We start from the raw sequence: 21,593 nt of genomic DNA, 5'->3' as shown, positions 1-21,593 counted from the left end.
GTTAGCACTCGAAGTCGATACGGGCAATAAGATCACCCGCACGTTCGAAAGCTTAGTGGAAAGCTTCGTGGTTAGCACTAAGTGACCGGACAAGTAGCGCAACGGGTGAGGTGTTGTTCGAAAGCTTAGTGGAAAGCTTCGTGGTTAGCACAGTATAATAAAGACAAGAAATCAACGAAGGAGCGAAGTTCGAAAGCTTAGTGGAAAGCTTCGTGGTTAGCACTTAATGATGGTGTTCATGTACTCCCGCAAGGCGGCGTTCGAAAGCTTAGTGGAAAGCTTCGTGGTTAGCACCGAATAGCTTGGTCACCGTCAGTACGTGCTTGGACGTTCGAAAGCTTAGTGGAAAGCTTCGTGGTTAGCACCTCACTCTTATAGTCGAATTCGTCTCCCGGATACCCTGGTTCGAAAGCTTAGTGGAAAGCTTCGTGGTTAGCACGGCCCCGACATGGTAGCCCATTTCGTTTTCGGGCAGGCAGGTTCGAAAGCTTAGTGGAAAGCTTCGTGGTTAGCACTCTATTCAACTTCGTTACGTCATCAAAAATCGGCACTGTTCGAAAGCTTAGTGGAAAGCTTCGTGGTTAGCACGCGAACAACGGATTGAAGGGTTCGGACGCCGGTACGTGTTCGAAAGCTTAGTGGAAAGCTTCGTGGTTAGCACCATTCCCCCGGAGTCGGCGAACGCCGGAGTGGTCAATGTTCGAAAGCTTAGTGGAAAGCTTCGTGGTTAGCACTCAGCAACAAAACGATATACATACTCTTTATCAGGTTCTAGTTCGAAAGCTTAGTGGAAAGCTTCGTGGTTAGCACGCTAAAGTCCGTCTAAACTACTGAGATCTTAAATCGGCGCTCAAATAAAAAACCTCGCTAATGCGAGGTTTCAGCTTCTTACTTCTCAACGTCGATGGTTTCTGTTGATGCAAGGTGATCGGAATCTCGAACATCATTTGGATAAATATGGGTTGCTCTACTGCGATCGGTAAGACCCATGCCGGTAATATCGAGATTATAACCATAGTAAAATGCTTGCCAGATGAACTTAGAACAATAACTAAGCTCAATATTATCCAAATCCATATTGAAGTAGTATTTCTTTACGTCATCAATATGGTTGATTGCCCATTTAGCAGCTTTAGAAGCTCCACTCCTGGGACGGAGAACTTCGATCTTATCGCCGTCCCTAAATCGAGATACATAGTAATCGATATCTTCAACGAACCAAGGTCCTTTTGGATGAACGTGAATGATATCGTAGTCCGGTCCTACAATTGCCACGTGTCCAACAAAAAAAGTCGAAAAGCTTTTTTTCGAGTACAATACGTCTCCTGGCTTCATATCGGTGTTAGTACCAGGATATTGTGGTTTATCAGATGCCATATAAAATTCCTCCTATAAAGTTGATTAACGATAGTAGGGCGCCCATTATCGCTTTCACTCTTAAGGGAAAAAAAGCATCATTTTACAACCAATTTTTTGGGGGATAACGAAAATGAACAAAAAAACAATGATTATAGTTTTCCTGGTCTTAATCATGATCTCTGCTCCAGTTATATATGTTCAAGGAACTTTGTTAAGCTTAGAAAATCAAGTACGCCAATATCTCATTACGGAGAAAAATCTCGATGAGCAAACAATAGTTAGTCTAGATGGCGTTTTTGGGAAGCTTCCGGTCTTTAGTGTAGAAGTTATTTTTGCTGATGAACCCGATGTAAGATACTTTTATACTGAAAAAAACGGAAACATAATACCTTTACATCCATCGCCTAAACCCAAAGGATACGAATACAAACATAAGTGAGTCCCGATAATCTACACGTCCGAATCCCCAGATTCGGGCGTTTTTCCCTGTTATGAGCGATTGGCGTTCCACCGATCGTCTCAAAAAGTCCACCCATTATGGACGTCCTACGCTGGTACCGCCTTTGGAGGCGAAAGGGGGATTGTCCCTCGCGGATGACTGCAATTAACTCCATTTTCATTTGTTGGATACTATCTTCTTGCGGTTGTTTGATATACCGCGATAGAAAAATCATATCTGGCTCAAACAAGGTAATAAGCGTTTCTCATGCTTGCCAGCGCGGTCAGTGGAGCGGTGAGCAACTGCTGCCAGCACCAGCGAAAAAATTTGACCTAGCGAAATACGAATCAGGCTAGCGCAGCCCTTGAAGCCGCGAGCAACTGCCGTCAGCATTCTACGAAAAACTGGCCCTAGCGAAAATCCACCAGCTACTGCTGTCCTTGAAGCCTCGAGCAGCTACTGCCAGCATCCAACAAAAAATCGCCCCAGCAAAATTCGCACACTAATCACGCGGCAGCACTTGCAAAGCAGAATCCTCATGGAAACCAACACAAACGATTGATATTGCGGGCAGTACATCAAAGGCGGCATACTAGAAGGCAAAACTGCATTCGCCAACGCCTTCCTCGATCGCTTTGGACGATTCGAATTTGTTGGTTACGAACTTTGTGCAAGGGACGCTATCTGTTTTCGATGCCGAAAAATTAAGCCAAATACGGCAAGTGCCGGTCGGGGAGTGGCCTACCCAAGTGTTTGTTGTGCCAAAATCGAGTGCGAACGAATAAGGAAGCAAGCCCTGATTTTGGCGTGATTTTGCGAAAGGCAGGAGGCTGAGTGTGAAGGCAGGAGGGCAGGAACACATACAGGCGGGAAAGCATAAAGCCACGAACACACGAACTCATGCCCACCCAACCAACAATTAAGCACCTCCCCAACACCCCCCGAAAGAAAGAACGACTGCACCCCCAACAGATGCAGTCGCCCTTTTCTCGCACAAAACTTTATTCAACAACCTTTCTCATTCGCAATTACAACCTTGTTCCTCCCAGACTCTTTCGCCTGGTACAAAGCCTGATCGGCCAGTTCGATGAGCTGTGTAGCGGAATCTCCGTGGAGCGGGCTGCTGACGATGCCGACCGATACGGTGATGGGCTGGCCCGTCGGATTTGTGCTGCTTTCCATCTGCGTTCGGATTTTTTCCGCGACGGACAAGGCTTCTGTGCTGGAAGCGCTGCGGAGCAGGGCGATGAATTCTTCGCCGCCGAAACGGCCGCAAATGTCGCTTTTTCGCACACAGCTTTTCATGATTTCCGCAAACTGCTTCAAGACTTCATCGCCGACCGGATGGCCGAAGGTGTCGTTGACGTGCTTGAAGTGATCGATGTCCAGCAGGAGGATGGAAAAGTTCTTTTTCTCTTTCGTCCACGTTTGCAAAATCTCTTCGACGGAACGGCGGTTCGCAAGCCCTGTGAGCACGTCGGTGGTTGCTTCATGGGTCAAGCGGTCGGTCTTTTCTTTGATTTTTTTGGCCGCTGTCCGGAATGCTTTGGTCAATAAATCGGCCTCCCGGTTCCAATGGTGCTTGTCCGGGGGCAGCTCGACTCTTTCCGAGCCCATTTTGCTCATCAGATCGGCTAGGTGGACAAAAGGTCTGGCCAGCTTGTGGGCGAGCTGAATCACAATCAGAAGCAGGAACAGAGACGGAGGCAGCAAGTAGAGCAGCATCATTCGCACCTGGCTGTGCAGCTCGTTGTAAACGAGTTCCATCGGCGAAGTGACGATGACTCCCCAGCCGTTTGCCGGAACTTGCGCATACCCGGCCAGCAGGTGATCGCCGTTGATGCTCAACATCTGGTCGTAGCCGTTGTTGCCCGCGAGCAGCTTTCGTACGACGGGATTGGACTGGATGTTCTGGCCGATCTGCTGTTTGTCCGGATGGAACAGCAACTGTCCATTCGAGCCGACAATCGAATAAGACGAGCCGCTCGTATCTATCTCCGGGTTGCCGATAATCATGTTCAAAATGTTGTGATCCTGCAAATAGATCGTTCCCCCGACGAATCCGCGATACTGTCCGTCCTTGTCAAAGATCGGTTCGCTCATAAACAGCAGGAGGCGCTTGTACTTTTTGGAAATGTAGGGCGATGAGATGTAAGGCTTTTTCAATGCCAGTGCGTATTGCGCTTCCCTGGTCGTAAGCTTCTGTCCGACAGTGCCGAGCGATGGCGGGGACACACTGCGAACCGTTCCGGTTTCATCTACGACAGTAAGCGAGTTGAAGTAGTTGCCGCTTTTGCGAAGAATCTCCAGATGTTCGATGGCTTCTTGTTGCGTCCGTGAGGGATGGTCGATTAAAACGGTGGCGGAATAGCGCAGGCTGCTGCGCATGGATAGGAACAGGGAGTCGATCATTTGGCTCATTTTGCTTGCGCTCGAATAGTTAAGAGTGAGAGTCGTATCAATCAGCGACTTCTTTTTCGATTGATACGAGGCTACGAGAAGAATCGTCAGCGTCAACAGAATGGACAAGGAAACAAGACCCGTCAAAAGGGTAGTCAAACCAATCTTTTTCCCCTGGCTCGTTGGAAAACGATGAAAAACAGGCATATGGCTTAGGCCTCTCTTTGCGTTGGATCGATTCACGATGGAAGAGAACTGTAAAAATTCCATGTGTATTATAAGCGATACAGGCGGGACATGCTATGTAGAAAAATGAATTTTATAAAAAAATCTCGCCGATTCCACAATTATCCAGACATGCACGCAAAAAAACCGCCCTCTACAAAAGAGAGGGCAGTTGCATAAAAATCCAGCCAGCTTTGCTGCTTACGTATTCAAACCGCGAATTTGTTGCTCGATCTTTTCGAAGCCGCCGGATACTTTGACGATTTCCTCTTTTTGCTCGGAGACGAGCACGAGGACTTCTTCGAGGCTTTCCTTGTTTTTGTCGGTGATGTCTGCGTTGACCTCGACTTTGGCGTTGACTTCCTGAATCATGCTGTGGACGTGGACGATGAACTCTTGCAGATTTTTCGTTTTCTCGGCGAAGTTGTGCATGTAGTTGTCCACGTTCGTAAACATTTCCTGAACCTCCATGATCCCTTCGCTGTTTTTCTCAAACGACAGTTGGGACTCGGAGATCATGTCGGAGACGAGCTTCATTTTTTCGCGAATCGTCATCAACAAGGTAGAGATTGATTCGGAGGACAGCTTGGAAGATTCGGCCAGCTTGCGCACCTCGTCCGCTACGACGGCAAAGCCGCGACCATGCTCGCCTGCACGGGAAGCCTCGATGGTCGCATTGAGCGCCAGCAGGTTGGTCTGTGCCGAAATTTCCGAAATCGTTTGGATGATTTTTTCAATGGATTCCGTTTCTTTGTTCAGCTCTTGGATCAGCTTGTTCGTGCCTTGAATGTCCTTGATAAAGCGCTCGAAGTCGTTGCCGATGTTGCTGATGCGCTTGCTGCTTTCATTGGTCGCTTCTTTGGTCGATTCTACGTATTCGTGCATTTCGGTCACGGAGCGGGTCATGTCCTCTACCTGGAGGTTGGTCGTGCCCATCTCGCGGCGCAACTCGTTGGTGTTGTCGGTCTGGATCGAGAAGGAGCGCATGATCTCCTGAAGGGCAGCCACTGTCTCCACCGCGCGGACGTTGACGCCATCTGTAACCTTGTTCAAATTCTCCTGATATTCCTGGACGGAGTTGAGCGATTCGTTGATCTGGTCCAAAATGCGCTGCAGCGACTCTTTGGAGGCGATCGCTTGCTGCTTTTGCTCCTCGCTTTCCCGCTGCAGCTTGTTGTTGAAAACTGCGTGCATCATGCTTGTCGCCGATACGAAGCAGAAGGCCAGCAAGTAGTACATCAAATGAACAGGATCGGACGTGTAGAAAATCGCTTCGCCGTTCGTCAGGAAATAGTAGGTGACGATCCCCATGGCTGCGATGATGGTCAAGATGTTAATCAGTTTGTCCTGATAAATGCCCATGACCGCGACGAAGAACATGATCGTCATGATGTTGACCAGCCAAGGATCGAGTCCCACGATGACGAACATGAAAATGCCGATGACAGCGAAGTTGAAAAACTTCATGAAGGGAGCCATCTTGTCCCGCCAGGCTGGCCGGTTGGAAAGGTAGGCAAAAGGTGCGAGCACCCCGTACAAAATCCCCAGCACGGTTAAAACGAAGGAGAACGGAACCCCCATGATGAGGTTCACGATCTGGACGATGGTAATGATGCTCGCAAAAACAATGACCACCCAGTTATTTCTTCTTTGTAAGAGTTCCATGTCAGCTAACCTCAACTTTTATTTGTTTGCAAAGCTCTTGATACCAGGCAAATTCGGGCTTGTCCTTGTTCAAATAGGCTTCTTGCAGGTGGAAGACGGTCGGAATGGCATTCGCCCCTTTGTAGAAGACCATCTCTTTCACTTGCGTCGCTCTGACGTTGTATTTACGGTTAATCAACTGAAAAAAAGCCGGATCTGCCAAACCGACTGCATGCGTATATCCGTGTTTTTCTGCATAATCGATCATGAGGGCAACTCCCCATCGTCCCAGCTTTCCGCGGAACTTGGGCAAGACAGCGAAACTGTCCACTTCGACAACTTTCATATCGCTCGTCAAAACATCCTGAAACAAATTTTGCAGATAAGCAGAAGATTTTTCATGTGGTGTAAATTCAAAAGTCCCGCCTGGTTCGTCCTCATCCGACAACAAAAGATAGACGTCGGAACCATCTTTGGCGTATTCCATCTCGAAGCCCATTGAGGTCCAGACACTTTCCTTGATTTGATGGAAAAGTGCCAAAGATTGTGCTGAATCAACCAGTTTGTACATAATACTCCACTCCATTTTTCTCTCTCTTTGTTTTTTCATGTACAAGTCTAGTGTTGATCGATAAAATGGCGCCTCCTTTCTTCCATGTGAGCATAAAAAAGGCCATTCCCCATGCGGAAACAGCCCAAAGTCACCATCATCTTCCTGCTATGCTCATGATGTATGGCAACCCGGCTGTCATGGTCAAAGACTTTAGACCCGTGGTTTTGCGTCGCCACCTTTCGATGACTTTGCCTTTGTCATTCATTTGCGAAAAATGTATAGAAGTGTCGAATTATGCAAAATATAATCCAAGAGAAACAAACTTGTCAAGTTTTGGTAGGGTAAAGTAACCGATTGTTCATAAATAGTCGGCTCCAAATTGGTAGTTTGGACAGAGAAAGATGCGAGGAAAAACAGAGAAAAGATAGGAACATAGTCAGGTTGTGCCGGGACTTTTGCCAATGGCCGACTCAGCTACTTGCGCCTGATGCGTAACAAAAATTTACCATCCGTCCGATAACTAGAAAGAACAGGAGGGATGCGAAAATGAGTCAGGCCAAAACGATTGAGTTTCACTTTTCCGGTGGCGAGCTGGTTAAGATCGAGACAACCGAGCCGGAAGAAATCATCCAAATGGTCGCCAACCAAAAGGATGGGTGGCTGCAATACGATGACATCGTGATTAATGTAAGAAACGTTTCTTACATTAAAGTGCGCGATCTCGCTTAGGCTGCTTGCTTGCCAAAAAGGCCCTCGTTCACGGAGGGTTTTTTTTATTTTCGCTTGTGCCGGGAAAAGCACATTGACAAAGGAACGAACCTGAACCTATAGTGAGTATAAAACTAACTACTAAGAGGTCGGGATGGAAGACATATACAAGGAATTGCAAAAGCTCGGATTTTCCCAGTACGAGTGCAAGGCTTACATCAGTCTGCTCAAGCACTCTCCGATCACCGGATACGAAATCAGCAAACGCTCTGGCGTGCCGCGCTCCATGATTTACGAAGTCGTGGGCAAGCTCGTTGACAAAGGGGCTGTTTACACCGTGCCTTCCGAGCCTGTCACGTATGCGCCGCTGCCAGCAAGAGAGCTGGTCCGCAGGCTGCGCGGGCAGTTCGAAGCGTCCTTCGACTATTTGGAAAAAAACTTGTCGGCCTTAGAGTCCGAGCAAGAGATCGACGTCATTCGGCGAATTAGCGGTGACGAGCTGGTGCTCATGGAAATGAGGCAAATGATCGAGCAGGCTGGCGAGGAAGTGTGGCTGTCGATCTGGGAGCCTCAGGTGCCTTTTATCCAGGAGGCGGTGGACAGACGAACCGAAGAAGGGATTTCCGTCTTTACCGTTTTGTTTGGACAGCAAGAGACGCGCGTAGGGACGACGTATCACCATGACTATATGGCGCCTGATGTGGCCGAGGAACGGATGGGCGGGCATCTTACAATCGTCGCGCGTGATCTGGAGGAAGTGCTGATCGCCAACTTCACGCCAAATACGGCTGCCTGGGCGGTCAAGACGAAGGATCCGGCGCTCGTTCTGGTCGCTGTCGAGTACATTCGCCACGATATTATGTTTGCGGAAGTGACAAAGGTGCTCGGCCCGGATAAGGTCGAAGCGCTCTGGCGCAGCAAGCCGGACTTGTACCAGGTGGTCACCGGGAAGAGATTCAAGTAAGCGGAGCGAAGCAGGAGGCAAGCGCGCAAGCCGGAGTGAAATAAAGAGAGAGTGAGGGAGAAGCAGTGGGGCGAGAACAACTGCAAGTAGAAGCATTGTCGAACGCGGGTGAGCAGGGAAGCTTCATGCAGGGGGTCAAGGATTGCATTCCAACCTTGCTCGGGTATTTGAGCATCGGGTTTGCGGCAGGTGTGCTGGAAAAGACCGCTGGGCTGAGCATCATGGAAATTGCCTTGATGAGCATTTTGCTGTACGCAGGCTCGGCGCAGTTTATTGCTGCGGGCATGATTGCCGCAGGAAGCTCGGCGATGGGAATTATCATTACGATTTTGTTTGTGAATTTGCGGCATATTTTGCTAAGCGCGGCTCTGTCGCCCTACTTCCGCCATCTGACGGCGTTTCGGAACATGCTCGTCGGTTCGCTTCTGACAGACGAGACGTTCGGGGTTGCGATCAACGAGGCGGCGAAGCGCAAGCAGATCGACGAAAAATGGATGCACGGTTTGAATGTGACGGCTTACCTGAACTGGATTGCGGCCAATTTGGCGGGAGCCTATTTCGGACAGTGGATCGCCAATCCCGAGCAGTTGGGCCTTGATTTCGCTCTGCCGGCGATGTTTATCGGCTTGCTGGTGCTGGCGATGATGAGCCGCAAGCAAATCCGGCTCGATATCGTCGTCGCCATCAGCGCAGTCGTCATTGCTGTAGGCGTGTCTGTCTTGTATCCGGGCAACCTTGGCGTCATCGTAGCTACGCTGTGCGCATCGACAATCGGGATGGTGATCGAAAGATGGAAGTGAGATGGGATATCTTCCTCATTATTGTAGGCAGTGCGCTGGTCACGTTTTTGCCGCGGGTGCTGCCCTTGATGGTGCTGTCGCGCATGGAGCTTCCCGCGTGGGGCGTCCGCTGGCTGCATTACGTGCCGATCGCGGTCATGGCTGCACTGGTCGGGCAGGAGCTGTTTTTGCAGGAGGGAAAGTTGTCGCTACTAGCCAATGTCGAACTATTGGCGGCGATTCCGACGTTTCTGGTTGCGATCGTGACCCGCAGCCTGCTGGGCACGGTTGTCGTCGGGATGGTTTCGATCATGATCTTGCGCTACCTTTTCCCGCTCTTGTAGCAGGGAGAAAGCAGCCGGGAAATGGGTAAACTAGGAAAAAAGGGAGGCGGACGCGAATGACCGTGGAAGAAGTCATGCAACAGTTGGAAGCGTTGGGCACGGAGCAGACGAAGAAGACGTTCATGCGCCATGGCGCCAGGGAGCCGTTTTTTGGCGTGCGAATCGGCGACATGAAAAAGCTGGTGAAGGCAGTCAAGCGCGATCAAAAGCTGGTGCAAGCGTTGTACGAGACGGGCAATCACGACGCGATGTATTTGGCGGGCCTGGCGATCGACCCGCAGACGGTGACGAAGGAACAACTGCAAAGCTGGGTCAGGCAGGCGTACTGGTACATGCTGGCCGAGTACACGGTTGCGGGTGTTGCCGCCGAAAGCTCGTTCGCCCTGGAGCTGGCACGGGAGTGGATCGAAGCGGAGGAGGAGATGATTGCAGCTTGCGGCTGGAGCACGTACGCCAACTACTTGTCGATCACGCCTGACGAGCAGCTCGACCTGGCGGAAATCAGCGCCTTGCTTGCGCGGGTGAAGCAGACGATCCATCAGGAAAGAAACCGGGTACGCTATGTCATGAACCAGTTTGTCATCGCGGTTGGCGCGTCTGTCACGGAACTGCATGCGGAAGCGGTGCAGACAGCGGAAGCGATCGGAAAAGTCCAGGTGGATGTAGGCCAGACGGCGTGCAAGGTCCCGTTGGCGACGGAGTCTATCAAAAAAATCGAAGAGCGCGGCAAGATCGGCCAAAAAAGAAAGACGTGCATCTGCTGATCGGCTGCAGGACGAAAGCGCCTGCAAGCCCGTCTCGCGCGCGAACAGGCAAAACGCTGGGGAATCCGGCGTTTTTTGTTTAGGAATGCTTTTCCTGTGCGCTTTTCTTTGCTAAAGTCTCGACTCTTTTTGGATGATGTGCTATCATGATACCTTGTTAACGTATTACCACTTTATCAGAGTAAAAACAAATAGAGACTAGCCGAACTAGGGGGAGAATCACGATGAAAAAATTTGCTTTGCTGTCACTGCTTTTCGGAGCTGTCTTTTCACTGGTAGTGGGCTGCTCCAGCGAGAAAACAGGCGCTGACGCCAATAAACTGATTATCGGAATCGACGACAAATTTGCGCCAATGGGCTTCCGCGATGAGAAAAACGAGCTGGTCGGCTTCGATATCGACTACGCTCGCGCCGCTGGCGAAAAGATGGGCAAGCAGGTCGAGTTTCAGCCTATCGACTGGGGTTCCAAAGAATCAGAATTGAACAGCGGCCGGATTGATCTGATCTGGAACGGATACACGATTACGGATGAGCGCAAACAAAAAGTGCTGTTCACGAAACCGTACTTGAAAAACGCGCAGGTCGTCGTGACGCTGGCCAATTCCGATATGACGAAGCTCGCGGATTTGTCTGGCAAAGTTGTCGGGCTGCAAAAGCTGTCCTCTGCCGCTGACGCTCTGAATGCAAGCGAGCTGAAAAACCAGGTGAAGACGATCACGGAGTTCCCGGACAACGTACTGGCTTTGAGCGACCTGAAAATCGGCCGCGTCGATGCCGTGGTCATCGACCAGGTCGTGGCGGATTACTACATGACCAAAGATCAGGGAACGTTCAAATTGTTGGACGAATCGTTGTCTCCTGAAGAGTACGGCGTAGGGGTGAAAAAAGGCAACGAAGCGCTGCTGAACGAGCTGCAAAAGGCGCTCGACGCGCTCAATCAGGATGGAACCGCCGCGAAAATCTCGGAAAAATGGTTTGGCGAGGATCGCGTATTGAAATAATGAAAGAAACGATGGCTTCGCCAGGAAGATGGGCGAAGCCACGCTTATGTCACGACGAAAAAACAAGGTCAGGCTCCTGCCAGGAAAGCCAAAGCCTGCCTAATCCACATAGGAGCATGAAATATGAGCGCAGACTACATCCTTTCGATTACAAAACCGATGCTGGAAGGAGCGCAGATGACGATCCTGCTGTTTTTGATCGCCATCGTGCTCTCGATCCCGTTGGGCTTTCTCATTACGTTAATGGCAAAAAGCAGCGTAAAGCCGCTGGCGTGGCTGGCACACACGTACGTGTACGTGATGCGCGGGACACCGCTGCTTTTGCAACTGCTGTTTATTTGCTTCGGGCTGCCGCTATTGCCCGGTATTGGCGAATATTTGGTGATGGATCGCTTTGTCGCTGCCTGCGTAGGCTTTGTGTTGAACTACGCGGCCTACTTTGCGGAAATTTTCCGGGGCGGGCTGTTGTCCATCGACAAAGGCCAGTACGAGGCGGCACAAGTGCTCGGCTTTAGCAAATGGCAGACGACGACCAAAATCATTTTGCCGCAAATGTTTCGCGTAGCGCTGCCCGCCGTGTCGAACGAATCGATCACGCTTGTGAAGGATACGGCGCTGCTCTATGCGGTCGCAGTGCCTGAGCTGTTGCATTACGCGCAAACGGCTGTGAACCGGGACTTTACGATCGTTCCCTTTTTTATCGCGGGCGTCATCTATTTGCTGATGACCCTCTTGTTGACTCTGTTCTTTAAATGGCTGGAAAAAAGATTTAAATTCGAATAAAGGACTGGCGTGAAATGGCGATCATTCAAGTAAGCAATCTGAAAAAATCGTTTGGCGAGCTGGAAGTTTTGAAAGATGTCTCGTTTGAGATTCAAAAGAACGATGTGGTCGCAGTGATTGGCCCGTCCGGTTCGGGAAAAAGCACGATGCTGCGCAGCCTGGTCTATCTGGAGCAGGTAAATGGCGGGAGCATCCGTGTCGCGGATGACTTTCTGGTGAAAGACGGCGTTTACAGCTCCAGCCAGCAGATCAAGCGGATCACGGGGAAGATGGGGATGGTGTTCCAGCACTTCAACTTGTTTCCGCATCTGACCGTGCGCGAAAATCTGGAGATTGCGCCGCAGGTGGTCAAGGGGGAGCCGGAAAACGTCATTCGCGCGCGAAGCGGGGAGTTGCTGGAGAAGGTCGGGCTATCAGACAAGGCAAACGTCTATCCCGCCAAGCTGTCAGGCGGCCAAAAGCAGCGCGTGGCGATTGCCAGAGCGCTCATGATGAACCCGGACATTTTGCTGTTCGACGAACCGACGTCTGCGCTCGATCCCGAACTGACGGGCGAAGTGCTCCAGGTCATCAAACAGCTTGCCTCCGAGCATATGACGATGATGGTGGTCACGCATGAGATGGGCTTTGCAAGAGAAGTAGCGAGCCGGATTATGTTTATGGATAATGGAGAATTTGTCGAGTCGGGAACGCCGGAAGAGCTGTTTACGAATGCGCAGCACGAGCGGACGCGCGCCTTTTTGCAGCGGGCGTTGAAATAACAAAGCAGCCCTCTGGAGGCTCCCGGAGGGCTGTTGCGTGCCCGGCCCACGGCTTGAATTACATGACCTGGTAGTGCAAATAGCGTTGGCTAATAAACGAGTGAAAATGCTCACTGAACGAATCGGCATTCAGGAAGGCGTTGTAGGCATAAGGGGAGACTTTGCAGTAGACAAATTCGCGGCCGTCGTGAAACTGGATGTAAAGGTGTTGCGACTCCAAGTCGTAGCGGGTGGCTTTGATGAGGTCGGAATCCAGTTGCTTGTACTTGGGCTCTTCTTCGGTCTTGTTTTTACGAGAAAACCATTGGCGAAAAAAAGATTTCACTTCGCGCCATACTCCTTTTTGTCTATTTCTCCGAGGCTTTTATTTTACTCAAAAACTTGTATTCGGAATATAAAAATAACGCACCGATGACAAAATGAGCCAAGAGAACCGTATGTAGAGCATAGTGTGGAAGGGTAGCAAGCATGTGTATTCCTCCTGTTTGAGAGAATGAAGTCACAAAATGAAAGGCGACTCGCGTGTGCTGCTCGGGACATCTTCCTTCTGCCCGGTTCTTCGGACCTGTATTCTAGTTGTGGAGCAAGGAGGAATTTTCTGAACCATCCTGTCGATCTATGGAAGTGCTTGTCGAAAATAGTCTATATTACCTATTTTATTTTTGCCAATAGTAATTTAGGATCAATAAATGTTGTCGTTTTTCTTTTTCAACTACCTTGTAACACGATGTATAATGTGCTACTCTCTACTCAGGCTTGGAAGGAGTTGTTACTGTGAACAAGGAGTTGCTGAAAGGGAGCATTGATCTTCTGCTGCTCTCGCTGATTGCGCAAAAGGATCAATACGGCTATGAGCTGGCGAAAAAGATCCGCGAGAAAAGCGAGGAAGTCTATGAAATCGGGGAAGGGACGCTGTACCCGGCTTTGAAGCGGCTGGAGAACCAGAAGGCCGTGGAATCGTACTGGGGCGAGTCGAAGGAAGGCGGTCGCCGCAAGTATTACCGCATCACCAGGGAGGGGCAAAAGCTTTTGGCAGACAAGATGAAAGACTGGCAGAGTCTGACGCGGCTGGTTGCGCTCTGCAACGAGGGAAGTGAGTAGGACCGTGAAACTGGAAGAATACGTCGATCAAGTCGTCAATGGTTTGCCCTGCTCCAGGCGGGAAAAGCAGGACGTGAAGGACGAGTTGCTCGATCATGTGACGAGCATGAAGCAAGAGTTGATGGAGGAGGGCTATGCGGAGCAGGAAGCGGCTGCGCTCGCTATCCAGCGCTTTGGCCCTGTGGCTGAGCTGAAAAGCCAGCTTGCTGCGTCCATGCCGCTCATCGACAAGTACGTGCGCAAATGGGTGCTGGCTTTGTTCGGCCTCTATGTAGCGGCTTGCAGCTATTTGCTGCTGCTCTCGCCGGACAGGTGGCACCGCAGACGGTTCACGCTCGAATGGAAGGAGCGGATGCTGCGGCACGGCGCCCCGGAGTACACGTATATTTTTCAAAATACGAAGCCGATGCGCACGCTATTCGACTACGTGTTCCACTACGAGCATTACAGCGCCTATACGATCGCGTACAACCTGCTTGGCAACATCGCGCTGTTCATGCCGCTCGGGCTGCTGCTGCCGTTGTTGTTTGCGTCGTTCCGAAATAGGCACCGCGTGTTTTTCACGGCGTTGTTCGCCAGTCTGGCGATTGAGTTTTTACAGTTTTGGCTTGCTTTGGGCAGCTTCGATGTCGACGACCTGCTGCTCAACGTGCTGGGCGGCCTGTGTGGATACGGACTGTTCCGGGCGGGCGCGGCATTTGTGTACAGGCAGCGGAGCAGAGAAGCGGACAAGTCGTTTTCCACGCTTTCATGAGCAGAAAAAGGGGATGGCGGTCGAGCCTTTGCTGCCTGCCAGCGCAAGAAGATCGCGGGAGAAGAGGTTGCTGCTTTTCTCTACGCTTCTTGCGCTCATAAACATCGTAATACGAGGTATATAGTCATTCGATTGTGGAGGGAAATTATGAAAAGAATCGTTCTCGCTTTGCTGCTGCTTGTCATGAGCGGCTGCGACAGTGCGGCGCAAAACCAGCCGCAAACCAATCAACCGCTAATCGAAACCGGGCAGCAGCTCGCGGCGCCAAAGCAAGCGCTGCCCTTCTCCTTCGAGGTGAAGCCGGAGACGTTCGAGCTGTTTGTGGAGAGCGGCGGCAGCCGGGAGCGTGCGTCAGAGCCGCTGCCGGCGCGACGCGTCGAGCAGTTGCAAAAAAGCGAACAGGAAGTGAGCTGGAGCTATCCGGACGACAAGCTGCAGGTGCGGATCAGGCAAGCGGCCGATCACTTGCAAATCACCCTGACCTCGACGGGGACAGAGAGCTTTTCCTGGCCGCTTGTGAAGGCTCCTGCTTACATGCTGCCGCTCGGCGAAGGCAAATGGATTCCGGCAGGCGACAAAGTCTGGCAGTCGTTTTTGCGGGAGGAGAGCCTGACCTTTAGCGAATCGTTTTCCATGCGTTTTTTTGCGCTGAACCATGAGAAGTACGCGATCTTTTACATGGTGGACAACATGTTCAACAACACGCTCGATTTTGCCGTGGACCCGGAGATTTCGCTGCGATTCACGCATGAGTTTCCGACGATCAACCATGACAAGTCGTACAGCTTCCGGCTGTATGTCACGCAAAACGATCCGGTCCAGATCGCCGGACTGTACAAACACGTCATCCAGCAGCAGGGCGAGTTCGCTACTCTGGCGCAAAAGGCGGCGGCAAACCCGAACGTGGAAAAGCTGTACGGCGCACCGCACTTTTATTTGTGGAACAAAACGTTTTTGAGCGAGGACGATGTGCAGTGGGACGCGCTTAAAAAAGCAGCTTGGCGACGGCTTTACGGACTGGCTCGTGCAGCTTTTGGCTGGCAACAAGGAGGACGGGCAGGAGGCCATCGCGCAACTGCGGGAAATCCAGCAGCAGGATTACATCGCGCCGTACCAGCGCAAGGCGATAGTGGACGGCCTCAACTACGCGCTGCGCTCCCGCGACTTTTACCATCCGCAGTTGTTCGCCCGCGTCGACGATCCAAAAGCGAAAGCGCTGATCCAAAAAGGCGTGAAGCAGCTTAACGAAGTCGAGTTGTACGAGTTGAACAAGCGGCTGCTGAAAAGCGTCTTGCAGGATGCCGTCCCCGCTGTCGAGCAATGGGCAGACAGCGATTCCACACGGTTGCTGGAAAAAATGAAGGCAGCGGGCATCGCTCGTGCCTGGATCGGCTTGCCGGACTGGACAGCCGCTTACATGAAGCCTGCGTTCATCCAGCAGGCAAACGATGCGGGCTATCTGATTGCGACGTACGATTCTTACCACTCGATCCACAAGGAAGAAAACCCGGACTGGAACACGGCTATTTTCGCGGACAAAAGCTTGTATGAAAACGCGACGATAGAAAAGAAAAACGGGGAGAAAAAAGGCGGCTTCCTGCAGCGGGGCAGGCTGTTGAACCCGACCTTGTCGCTGCCGAGCGTCAAACAGCGGATGAACGAGATCATGGGCAACGGCGTGGCCTTCAATTCCTGGTTCATTGACGTGGACGCGGCGGGGGAGTTCCACGACGACTACTCCCCGGAACATCCAACGACACAGGCAGAGGATATGCAGGCAAAGTTGGCGCGGATGGACTACATTCGCGACGAGTGGCACATGGTTATCGGCTCGGAGACGGGCAACGATTTCGCCAGCAGAAGCATCGCCTACGCGCACGGTATCGAAACGCCTGTCATCCGCTGGGCTGACCCGGACATGCGCGAGAACAAAGCAAGCCCGTACTACGTGGGCGGTTACTGGGCCCCGGCAGGAGACATTCCCGAGCGCTACGCCAAGCAGGTGCCGATCAAGGACGAGTATCGGCACGTCTACATCGACCCCGCGTACTCGCTGCCGTTGTTCAAGCTGGTGTACAACGATTCGGTCATCACCAGCCACCATTGGGAGTGGGACAGCCTGAAGATCAAAGGCGAGGTCGGCACACGCATGCTCTATGAGCTGCTCTACAACGTGCCGCCGCTCTACCATCTGAACAGTCGCGTCTGGGAGGCACACCACGAAAACATCAGGCAGCATCTGCAAGTCTGGGCGCCGTTCCATCAAAAAGCGGTGCAGCGCCCGATGACCGATTTTGCCGTGCTGACCGCAGACAGGCTGGTGCAAAAGGCAGCGTACGGGGATGACCTGCAAGTCGTCGTCAACTTTTCCGAGCATGATTTCCGCTACGAAAACAAGCTGGTAAAGGCAAAATCGGCGCTCATCCTCGACGGCTCCGCTCGCTGCATCCGATGGGACGCCTCGGCAAGCCGGAGGAAGTAGCCAAGGCGGTTCTGTTCCTCGCCAGCGACGATGCGTCGTTTGTGACAGGGACAAGCCTGCTGGTGGACGGCGGCTACACCGCGCAATAAAGCGCACGGAAAAGCAGAAGAGAAGTCTCCTGCGCGGCGTCTGCCATACGGGAGGCTTTTTTGTGGCACCGACCTATCAACCATCGTCTAATCAGGCGCGTTTTGCCGTACATACTGTATAAGTAGTCCACGGCGAACGCGGGAAGGAGGGAGCGGGTTGGCGACATTTGTAGGAAACGTGCAAATTACGAACAACTCGGGTACCATCAATTTCGGTGATACGGCCAACAACTCTCCGAAAAGCGTGAGCAAAACGTTTTCCGGCTCCGGCGGCGAAAACAGCGGCAATGTCGTGAATGTCATCAACGGGCACAGCGAGACGAACACATATGGCAGCGGGGGAGCCGTGAGCGGGCTTTGCTGCAGCAAACGGTCCAGGCGGGCGAAAAGGCGAAAGCGGAAGTAACGTTTTGGCAGATAGCTTACTGAAGCAGCGCGGACAAGCCCAGGCTGGCAGCGCGGAGAAGTGTCGCCTGATCGCCTGTTGGACAGGCTTGTGGGGTTGTTCGTTTTTGCTCTGGAATTGACAGAGGGCAAGCTGAACGTATATGATTTTTTGTATTAATTTTCGAATAATTGCGTGACTACAGGCGGAGCCGCCAAAAACAGTGATTCGCACAGGAGAACGGTCCTGGCAAAGCAGGACGGGCCTTGGGCACAGCGGGCAAGCCAAAATGCGCCTGACGGCTTGGAGCACAGATAGAAAGGGAGAGGAAAGATGACGAAAGCACAGGAAGAAACTTTGCTCTTTACGCGCGTGAGCAAAAGTACGCAGGCACTGCCCGTTTCGATTGAAGATTGGGAGAAACAGGCGAGAGAAATCCTTCCGGACGGTCCGTTTGACTATATTGCCGGAGGCTCGGGAGCCGAAGAAACGCTTGCCGAAAACAGGAGGGCTTTTTCCCGCTGGGCAATCGTGCCGCGGATGATGCGCGATGTCACGAATCGCACCTCCGCGATTACGATGTTCGGCCGAAAGCTGAGCGCGCCGATCTTTTTGGCTCCTGTCGGCATGCAGTCCATCGCGCATCGTGACGCAGAGCTGGCGACGGCCAGAGCGGCGGCTGCTGCGGGTGTGCCGTTTGTCGCCAGCACGGTTTCCTCTACGAGCCTGGAGCAAATCGCCGAAGCGATGGGAGCGGCGGAGCGCTGGTTCCAGCTTTACTGGTCCAACGATCGCGAAGTAAGCGCGAGCATGGTCAAGCGCGCGGAAGCGGCTGGGTACTCCGCAATTGTGCTCACGGTAGATACCGTCATGCTCGGCTGGAAGCGCCGCGATTTCCGCAACGGCTATTCGCCGCTGCGTGAAGGCAGAGGGCTTGCCAACTACATCACGGACCCTGTCTTTTGCTCGCGGCTGGCCGAGGTGACGCCGGAGAATGCGGTCGAGGAAGTGTTGAAAAACATTTATCATCCGGCGCTGAACTGGAGCGATATCGGCTTTTTGCGCGAGCATACCCGCTTGCCGATCCTCGTCAAAGGTCTCTTGCACCCGGATGATGCGAGACTCGCCCTGGAGCACGGCGTGGATGGCATTATCGTTTCCAATCACGGCGGACGGCAGATGGATGGAGCGATTTCTACCCTTGACGCGCTGCCTGCGATTGCGGAGGTAGTAGCGGGAAGCATTCCTGTCCTGCTCGACAGCGGCGTGCGCACCGGCGCGGATGTCGTCAAGGCAATCGCCTTGGGAGCCAATGCGGTGCTGATCGGACGCCCGTTTTTGTACGGACTGGCAGTAGCGGGAGAACAGGGCGTGTCCAGCGTCCTCGATACGCTGCTCCACGAATTTGACGTCGCGATGGCTCTGTCCGGCAGCCGCTCGGTCGAGGATCTGAACCGCAGCATCCTGGTGCGCTTGCCGTAGACGGTTTGCCAGCGGGAAACGCCCCTTTGGACTGGGCGCTGTCAGGAAGACCGAAGAGAAAAAGCACACAAGCAACCTGAGTTCGGTAATCATACTGGCTCAGGTTGTTTTAGGTTCGCTGTAAAAACGCGCGTGATGGATACGTGCTGCTTTCTTTTGCTGCACGTTTCGTTCGTTCGCGGCTGTTTTTTTGCACGCAGCGTCAGTTGCTCTGCGGATTTTCCGATAAAAAACCCCTCTCGGAAGACAGAAGCAGGTGCCGACTTTGGCTGTCTACCAGAAGGGGGATGCGATTATGGCGCGGGCGTTTTCTGTTTACCGTCCCTGTACGGCTACTTCGTGTGCGGCCAGCAGCTCGTGCAACACTTTCGGCCAGCGCTCCAACACTTCCTTGCCGAAGATGACTTCGTCCACGTGACCGACGTGCAGCATGTCGACGATCCGGCAAAGATAAGATTTTCCCATGTTCCACCACGTATTGAAATCATCAATGAAATAAATGTGCTGGATGTTCTTTTGCGTTTCTTTCGAGATGGTATTGATCTCAAAGCCGTCCAACTGTGTTTCATACACCCCGTCTGCGATTCTGCTGCCGAACGTGGTGGTGTAGTAGTATTCTTTGACTTCCCAGATCGCGAGCGGATTTTCCGTACCGGGGTAGGCTCCGTCAAAACGTCTGGACATGATCCCTTGCAGCCTGCCTGCTTCGTCTGTAATATAGGACAAGCTTAGCGGGTTATCGTCAAACTTGACGTCGCGTCCGTACTGCAATCCGTTCTGCTTAGCATATGTGCGAAGAGTGTGTTCAGTCAAAATGTTGACGATGCCTGTAAAATAGGCGTAGTCTTTCTTTTCGCCTTTTTGCTTGTTAAACGGCAGCGCACAAGTATAGCCGTTCTTTTCATAAAGTTCTGCCTGCAGCTTGTAAAACACAGCTCGGGCCGTATGGACATCCATGAACAAGCGCTTGATGATTCAGTTCAGCAAATCTGCGCGATAGTCGAGGTACGCTTTTACTTCGCCGAGCATTTGCGGGTCAATGATAATCCCCAGCTCCTGCAGCTTGTAGACCATTTCTGTCTGCGAGTACTTTTTAATTTCGCCGTCCTTGGAGTAGTTGAGCTTTTCCGATATGAGCTTTGTGTACGCCCAAAAAGCAGAGCTGCGATTTAGAAACTGCGGATTCGGTCTCACGGTGGCTATTCCCCCTTTTCAATCAATAGAAATACGGAAGAGACATGGGTGCGTAAAGCGTTTGCCAGTTTTACGATGTTTTCCAAAGACACATTTCTTTCTCCGCGTTCGACTTCGCTGATGTAGGTGCGATGCAGTCCGGTACGTCCCGCCAGCTCTTCTTGCGTCATTTTTTGTTCCATGCGCAGCTTTCTGATCGCTGCCCCAAATTGTTGCTTGATCTCTGTATGCTTCATCGGCTTCATCTGGTATCAACCACTTTGTATCGGTTTCTTTCTTTTTCCATTTGAAACAAAAGTACTATCATGTAGACTATTGGTCTACAGACTATAAGTGACATCATGGTTACTTTTTTCTCTCCATTCATGCTAAAATGGGGCATGGTTGTCAGTCGGAAAATCTAGAAGTTGTGTGAGGTTCTTCATGATGAGTCGATACGTACAAGACAAGCTGGAACGGCAAAAGCTGGCGGACGTCCCGCAATTGCTGAAATGGATCGGGAATAAACACCGTTTTGCGGAAGAGATCGTTTCCTACATGCCCGAAGAAATTCACACGTATGTAGAGCCGTTTTTGGGGAGCGGCGCCGTATTGGGAAAGCTGGCGGCAGAAAACCGGAACAGCTTGTTTCCCCGTTACAAGCAGGCCATCGGCGGCGATATTCTTCCTTTTCTGATCGGCATTTTTGAGTATGTGAAAAACGATCCGGACACATTGGTCCGCCATTACGAGGCTTGTATAAAAGATTACAACGACAACAGAGAACAAAAATATTTGGAAATCAGGGAAAGATTCAATCAAACGTTCAATGCGCTCGATTTTGCGGTTTTGACCAGAACGTGCTATTCCGGTGTCGTGCGCTTCCGAAAAAGCGATGGCTATATGAGCACACCGATTGGGCCGCACAAGCCGATTCCGCCCGAGGCGTTTGCCAAACGGGTAGAAATTTGGCATCAACTGGTGAAGGAAGTAACGTTTATGCATAAAGATTTCCGAGAAGTGATGGGACTGGCTGGCGAAGGCGACCTGGTTTACTGTGACCCGCCATACACGCACAGCCAAAGCATCCTGTACGGTTCGCAGACGTTCAGGATCGAAGACTTGTGGGATGCGATATACGCCTGCAAGCAAAGAGGCGCAAAAGTAATGCTCTCGATCAACGGCAAGAAAAAATCGAAAGCCGAAGACATCGGCGTGCAGCCGCCAGCCGGCTTGTTTGCGAGGAGCATATTGGTAAACTGCGGCATTTCCATGATAAACCGTCTGCAGAGAGCGGGCGAAGAAATGGTCAACGAAGATGTGCACGACAAACTGTTTCTCACCTGGTAAAAGAACCTGAAACGGGTTCTTTTTTTTTTGCGCCTTTGGTCCCTGTTTTCCCC

General features: G+C 51.7%; 22 protein-coding genes, 2 pseudogenes, 1 CRISPR repeat array and 1 riboswitch (1 of these 26 cut by a window edge). Of the genes and pseudogenes, 16 read left to right on the top strand and 8 right to left on the bottom strand.

Features of this window, described 5'->3' with window-relative positions:
* A CRISPR array of direct repeats spans nucleotides 1-810; the repeat unit is 36 nt; unit sequence GTTCGAAAGCTTAGTGGAAAGCTTCGTGGTTAGCAC (it extends 1,704 nt beyond the left edge of the window).
* A 78-nt stretch (nucleotides 811-888) separates the two neighbouring features.
* A complete protein-coding gene (locus BA6348_RS23385; protein ID WP_007780739.1) occupies nucleotides 889-1,377 on the bottom strand; it encodes a C40 family peptidase in 489 nt (162 codons plus the stop codon).
* Nucleotides 1,378-1,489: 112 nt separating this feature from the next.
* On the opposite strand from BA6348_RS23385, the gene BA6348_RS23380 reads away from it, so the two are divergent.
* Complete coding sequence (locus tag BA6348_RS23380; RefSeq protein WP_122952423.1) at nucleotides 1,490-1,798, top strand: DUF3139 domain-containing protein; 309 nt, start codon at nucleotides 1,490-1,492, stop codon at nucleotides 1,796-1,798.
* Nucleotides 1,799-2,803: 1,005 nt separating this feature from the next.
* Here the strand turns inward: BA6348_RS23380 and BA6348_RS23370 are convergent.
* The 3 genes from BA6348_RS23370 to BA6348_RS23360 form a co-directional block, all read right to left on the bottom strand.
* Nucleotides 2,804-4,405, bottom strand: coding sequence for a sensor domain-containing diguanylate cyclase (locus BA6348_RS23370; protein WP_005835274.1), 1,602 nt, complete (start codon nucleotides 4,403-4,405; stop codon nucleotides 2,804-2,806).
* 219 nt (nucleotides 4,406-4,624) lie between these two features.
* The gene (locus BA6348_RS23365; RefSeq protein ID WP_039971733.1) at nucleotides 4,625-6,088 is read right to left on the bottom strand and encodes a methyl-accepting chemotaxis protein; all 1,464 of its coding nucleotides are present in this window, start codon (nucleotides 6,086-6,088) and stop codon (nucleotides 4,625-4,627) included.
* Nucleotide 6,089: 1 nt separating this feature from the next.
* Nucleotides 6,090-6,638: a GNAT family N-acetyltransferase gene (locus tag BA6348_RS23360; RefSeq protein ID WP_005835270.1), complete on the bottom strand. Its 549-nt coding sequence runs from the start codon at nucleotides 6,636-6,638 to the stop codon at nucleotides 6,090-6,092.
* 161 nt (nucleotides 6,639-6,799) lie between these two features.
* Nucleotides 6,800-6,883: riboswitch (cyclic di-GMP riboswitch) on the bottom strand.
* A 283-nt stretch (nucleotides 6,884-7,166) separates the two neighbouring features.
* Here BA6348_RS23360 and BA6348_RS23355 point away from each other — a divergent pair.
* The 8 genes from BA6348_RS23355 to BA6348_RS23320 all read left to right on the top strand — a co-directional run bounded on the left by BA6348_RS23355 (nucleotide 7,167) and on the right by BA6348_RS23320 (nucleotide 12,724).
* Complete coding sequence (locus tag BA6348_RS23355; RefSeq protein ID WP_005835267.1) at nucleotides 7,167-7,349, top strand: hypothetical protein; 183 nt, start codon at nucleotides 7,167-7,169, stop codon at nucleotides 7,347-7,349.
* Nucleotides 7,350-7,482: 133 nt separating this feature from the next.
* Nucleotides 7,483-8,292 (top strand): TrmB family transcriptional regulator, encoded by an 810-nt coding sequence (locus BA6348_RS23350; protein WP_005835265.1) that lies wholly within the window; start codon nucleotides 7,483-7,485, stop codon nucleotides 8,290-8,292.
* Nucleotides 8,293-8,417: 125 nt separating this feature from the next.
* The gene (locus BA6348_RS23345) at nucleotides 8,418-9,092 is read left to right on the top strand and encodes an AzlC family ABC transporter permease (RefSeq protein ID WP_005835263.1); all 675 of its coding nucleotides are present in this window, start codon (nucleotides 8,418-8,420) and stop codon (nucleotides 9,090-9,092) included.
* Nucleotides 9,083-9,415: an AzlD domain-containing protein gene (locus BA6348_RS23340; protein WP_007780718.1), complete on the top strand. Its 333-nt coding sequence runs from the start codon at nucleotides 9,083-9,085 to the stop codon at nucleotides 9,413-9,415. Before BA6348_RS23345 ends, BA6348_RS23340 begins: the two co-directional genes overlap by 10 nt.
* Nucleotides 9,416-9,471: 56 nt before the next feature.
* Entirely contained in the window at nucleotides 9,472-10,179 is a 708-nt protein-coding gene (locus BA6348_RS23335) for a DNA alkylation repair protein (RefSeq protein WP_005835259.1), read from the top strand.
* A gap of 224 nt (nucleotides 10,180-10,403) precedes the next feature.
* Nucleotides 10,404-11,180, top strand: a complete 777-nt coding sequence (locus tag BA6348_RS23330) for an amino acid ABC transporter substrate-binding protein (protein WP_005835257.1) — start codon at nucleotides 10,404-10,406, stop codon at nucleotides 11,178-11,180.
* Between the two features lie 123 nt (nucleotides 11,181-11,303).
* Nucleotides 11,304-11,963, top strand: a complete 660-nt coding sequence (locus tag BA6348_RS23325) for an amino acid ABC transporter permease (protein ID WP_005835255.1) — start codon at nucleotides 11,304-11,306, stop codon at nucleotides 11,961-11,963.
* A 14-nt stretch (nucleotides 11,964-11,977) separates the two neighbouring features.
* On the top strand, nucleotides 11,978-12,724 hold the full coding sequence (locus tag BA6348_RS23320) for an amino acid ABC transporter ATP-binding protein (protein WP_005835253.1): 747 nt from the start codon (nucleotides 11,978-11,980) through the stop codon (nucleotides 12,722-12,724).
* Between the two features lie 58 nt (nucleotides 12,725-12,782).
* On the opposite strand, the gene BA6348_RS23315 is transcribed toward BA6348_RS23320, so the two are convergent.
* A complete protein-coding gene (locus BA6348_RS23315) occupies nucleotides 12,783-13,049 on the bottom strand; it encodes a KTSC domain-containing protein (protein WP_007780706.1) in 267 nt (88 codons plus the stop codon).
* 449 nt (nucleotides 13,050-13,498) lie between these two features.
* On the opposite strand from BA6348_RS23315, the gene BA6348_RS23310 reads away from it, so the two are divergent.
* The 6 genes and pseudogenes from BA6348_RS23310 (at nucleotide 13,499) to BA6348_RS23285 (ending at nucleotide 19,017) form a co-directional block, all read left to right on the top strand.
* Nucleotides 13,499-13,825: a PadR family transcriptional regulator gene (locus BA6348_RS23310; protein ID WP_007780697.1), complete on the top strand. Its 327-nt coding sequence runs from the start codon at nucleotides 13,499-13,501 to the stop codon at nucleotides 13,823-13,825.
* Nucleotides 13,826-13,829: 4 nt separating this feature from the next.
* On the top strand, nucleotides 13,830-14,579 hold the full coding sequence (locus BA6348_RS23305) for a VanZ family protein (protein WP_005835247.1): 750 nt from the start codon (nucleotides 13,830-13,832) through the stop codon (nucleotides 14,577-14,579).
* A gap of 147 nt (nucleotides 14,580-14,726) precedes the next feature.
* Nucleotides 14,727-17,061, top strand: a pseudogene (locus tag BA6348_RS28115) (glycoside hydrolase).
* Nucleotides 17,013-17,150, top strand: a pseudogene (locus BA6348_RS23295) (SDR family oxidoreductase); the annotation flags it as partial. The pseudogenes BA6348_RS28115 and BA6348_RS23295, both read left to right, overlap by 49 nt.
* A gap of 157 nt (nucleotides 17,151-17,307) precedes the next feature.
* Nucleotides 17,308-17,556 (top strand): spore germination protein, encoded by a 249-nt coding sequence (locus BA6348_RS23290; protein ID WP_005835243.1) that lies wholly within the window; start codon nucleotides 17,308-17,310, stop codon nucleotides 17,554-17,556.
* Between the two features lie 312 nt (nucleotides 17,557-17,868).
* Nucleotides 17,869-19,017 (top strand): alpha-hydroxy-acid oxidizing protein, encoded by a 1,149-nt coding sequence (locus tag BA6348_RS23285; RefSeq protein WP_005835241.1) that lies wholly within the window; start codon nucleotides 17,869-17,871, stop codon nucleotides 19,015-19,017.
* Between the two features lie 315 nt (nucleotides 19,018-19,332).
* Here the strand turns inward: BA6348_RS23285 and BA6348_RS23280 are convergent, their stop codons facing one another.
* The 3 genes from BA6348_RS23280 to BA6348_RS23270 are packed head-to-tail and all read right to left on the bottom strand — an operon-like array spanning nucleotide 19,333 to nucleotide 20,456.
* Nucleotides 19,333-19,974 (bottom strand): DUF7687 domain-containing protein, encoded by a 642-nt coding sequence (locus tag BA6348_RS23280; protein WP_005835239.1) that lies wholly within the window; start codon nucleotides 19,972-19,974, stop codon nucleotides 19,333-19,335.
* 18 nt (nucleotides 19,975-19,992) lie between these two features.
* Nucleotides 19,993-20,211 carry a DUF7690 domain-containing protein gene (locus BA6348_RS23275; protein ID WP_005835237.1) on the bottom strand — a complete coding sequence of 73 codons (219 nt, stop codon included), beginning with the start codon at nucleotides 20,209-20,211 and terminating at the stop codon, nucleotides 19,993-19,995.
* Between the two features lie 5 nt (nucleotides 20,212-20,216).
* A complete protein-coding gene (locus BA6348_RS23270) occupies nucleotides 20,217-20,456 on the bottom strand; it encodes a helix-turn-helix domain-containing protein (protein ID WP_005835235.1) in 240 nt (79 codons plus the stop codon).
* Between the two features lie 181 nt (nucleotides 20,457-20,637).
* On the opposite strand from BA6348_RS23270, the gene BA6348_RS23265 reads away from it, so the two are divergent.
* Nucleotides 20,638-21,540, top strand: a complete 903-nt coding sequence (locus tag BA6348_RS23265; protein ID WP_005835233.1) for a DNA adenine methylase — start codon at nucleotides 20,638-20,640, stop codon at nucleotides 21,538-21,540.
* Nucleotides 21,541-21,593 lie beyond the last annotated feature (53 nt).

This window comes from Brevibacillus agri (assembly GCF_004117055.1).
Taxonomy (GTDB): Bacteria; Bacillota; Bacilli; order Brevibacillales; family Brevibacillaceae; genus Brevibacillus; species Brevibacillus agri.
The sequence above is the reverse complement of the archived record's forward strand: the minus strand, read 5'-3'. Positions and strand labels throughout refer to the sequence as shown.

Excerpts from the sequence above, each read along its gene's own strand:
- BA6348_RS23385 (WP_007780739.1), bottom strand. The coding sequence starts at position 1,377 with ATGGCATCTGATAAACCACAATATCCTGGTACTAACACCGATATGAAG.
- BA6348_RS23380 (WP_122952423.1), top strand. The coding sequence starts at position 1,490 with ATGAACAAAAAAACAATGATTATAGTTTTCCTGGTCTTAATCATGATC.
- BA6348_RS23370 (WP_005835274.1), bottom strand. The coding sequence starts at position 4,405 with ATGCCTGTTTTTCATCGTTTTCCAACGAGCCAGGGGAAAAAGATTGGT.
- BA6348_RS23365 (WP_039971733.1), bottom strand. The coding sequence starts at position 6,088 with ATGGAACTCTTACAAAGAAGAAATAACTGGGTGGTCATTGTTTTTGCG.
- BA6348_RS23360 (WP_005835270.1), bottom strand. The coding sequence starts at position 6,638 with ATGTACAAACTGGTTGATTCAGCACAATCTTTGGCACTTTTCCATCAA.
- BA6348_RS23355 (WP_005835267.1), top strand. The coding sequence starts at position 7,167 with ATGAGTCAGGCCAAAACGATTGAGTTTCACTTTTCCGGTGGCGAGCTG.
- BA6348_RS23350 (WP_005835265.1), top strand. The coding sequence starts at position 7,483 with ATGGAAGACATATACAAGGAATTGCAAAAGCTCGGATTTTCCCAGTAC.
- BA6348_RS23345 (WP_005835263.1), top strand. The coding sequence starts at position 8,418 with ATGCAGGGGGTCAAGGATTGCATTCCAACCTTGCTCGGGTATTTGAGC.
- BA6348_RS23340 (WP_007780718.1), top strand. The coding sequence starts at position 9,083 with ATGGAAGTGAGATGGGATATCTTCCTCATTATTGTAGGCAGTGCGCTG.
- BA6348_RS23335 (WP_005835259.1), top strand. The coding sequence starts at position 9,472 with ATGACCGTGGAAGAAGTCATGCAACAGTTGGAAGCGTTGGGCACGGAG.
- BA6348_RS23330 (WP_005835257.1), top strand. The coding sequence starts at position 10,404 with ATGAAAAAATTTGCTTTGCTGTCACTGCTTTTCGGAGCTGTCTTTTCA.
- BA6348_RS23325 (WP_005835255.1), top strand. The coding sequence starts at position 11,304 with ATGAGCGCAGACTACATCCTTTCGATTACAAAACCGATGCTGGAAGGA.
- BA6348_RS23320 (WP_005835253.1), top strand. The coding sequence starts at position 11,978 with ATGGCGATCATTCAAGTAAGCAATCTGAAAAAATCGTTTGGCGAGCTG.
- BA6348_RS23285 (WP_005835241.1), top strand. The coding sequence starts at position 17,869 with ATGACGAAAGCACAGGAAGAAACTTTGCTCTTTACGCGCGTGAGCAAA.
- BA6348_RS23280 (WP_005835239.1), bottom strand. The coding sequence starts at position 19,974 with ATGGATGTCCATACGGCCCGAGCTGTGTTTTACAAGCTGCAGGCAGAA.
- BA6348_RS23270 (WP_005835235.1), bottom strand. The coding sequence starts at position 20,456 with ATGAAGCCGATGAAGCATACAGAGATCAAGCAACAATTTGGGGCAGCG.
- BA6348_RS23265 (WP_005835233.1), top strand. The coding sequence starts at position 20,638 with ATGAGTCGATACGTACAAGACAAGCTGGAACGGCAAAAGCTGGCGGAC.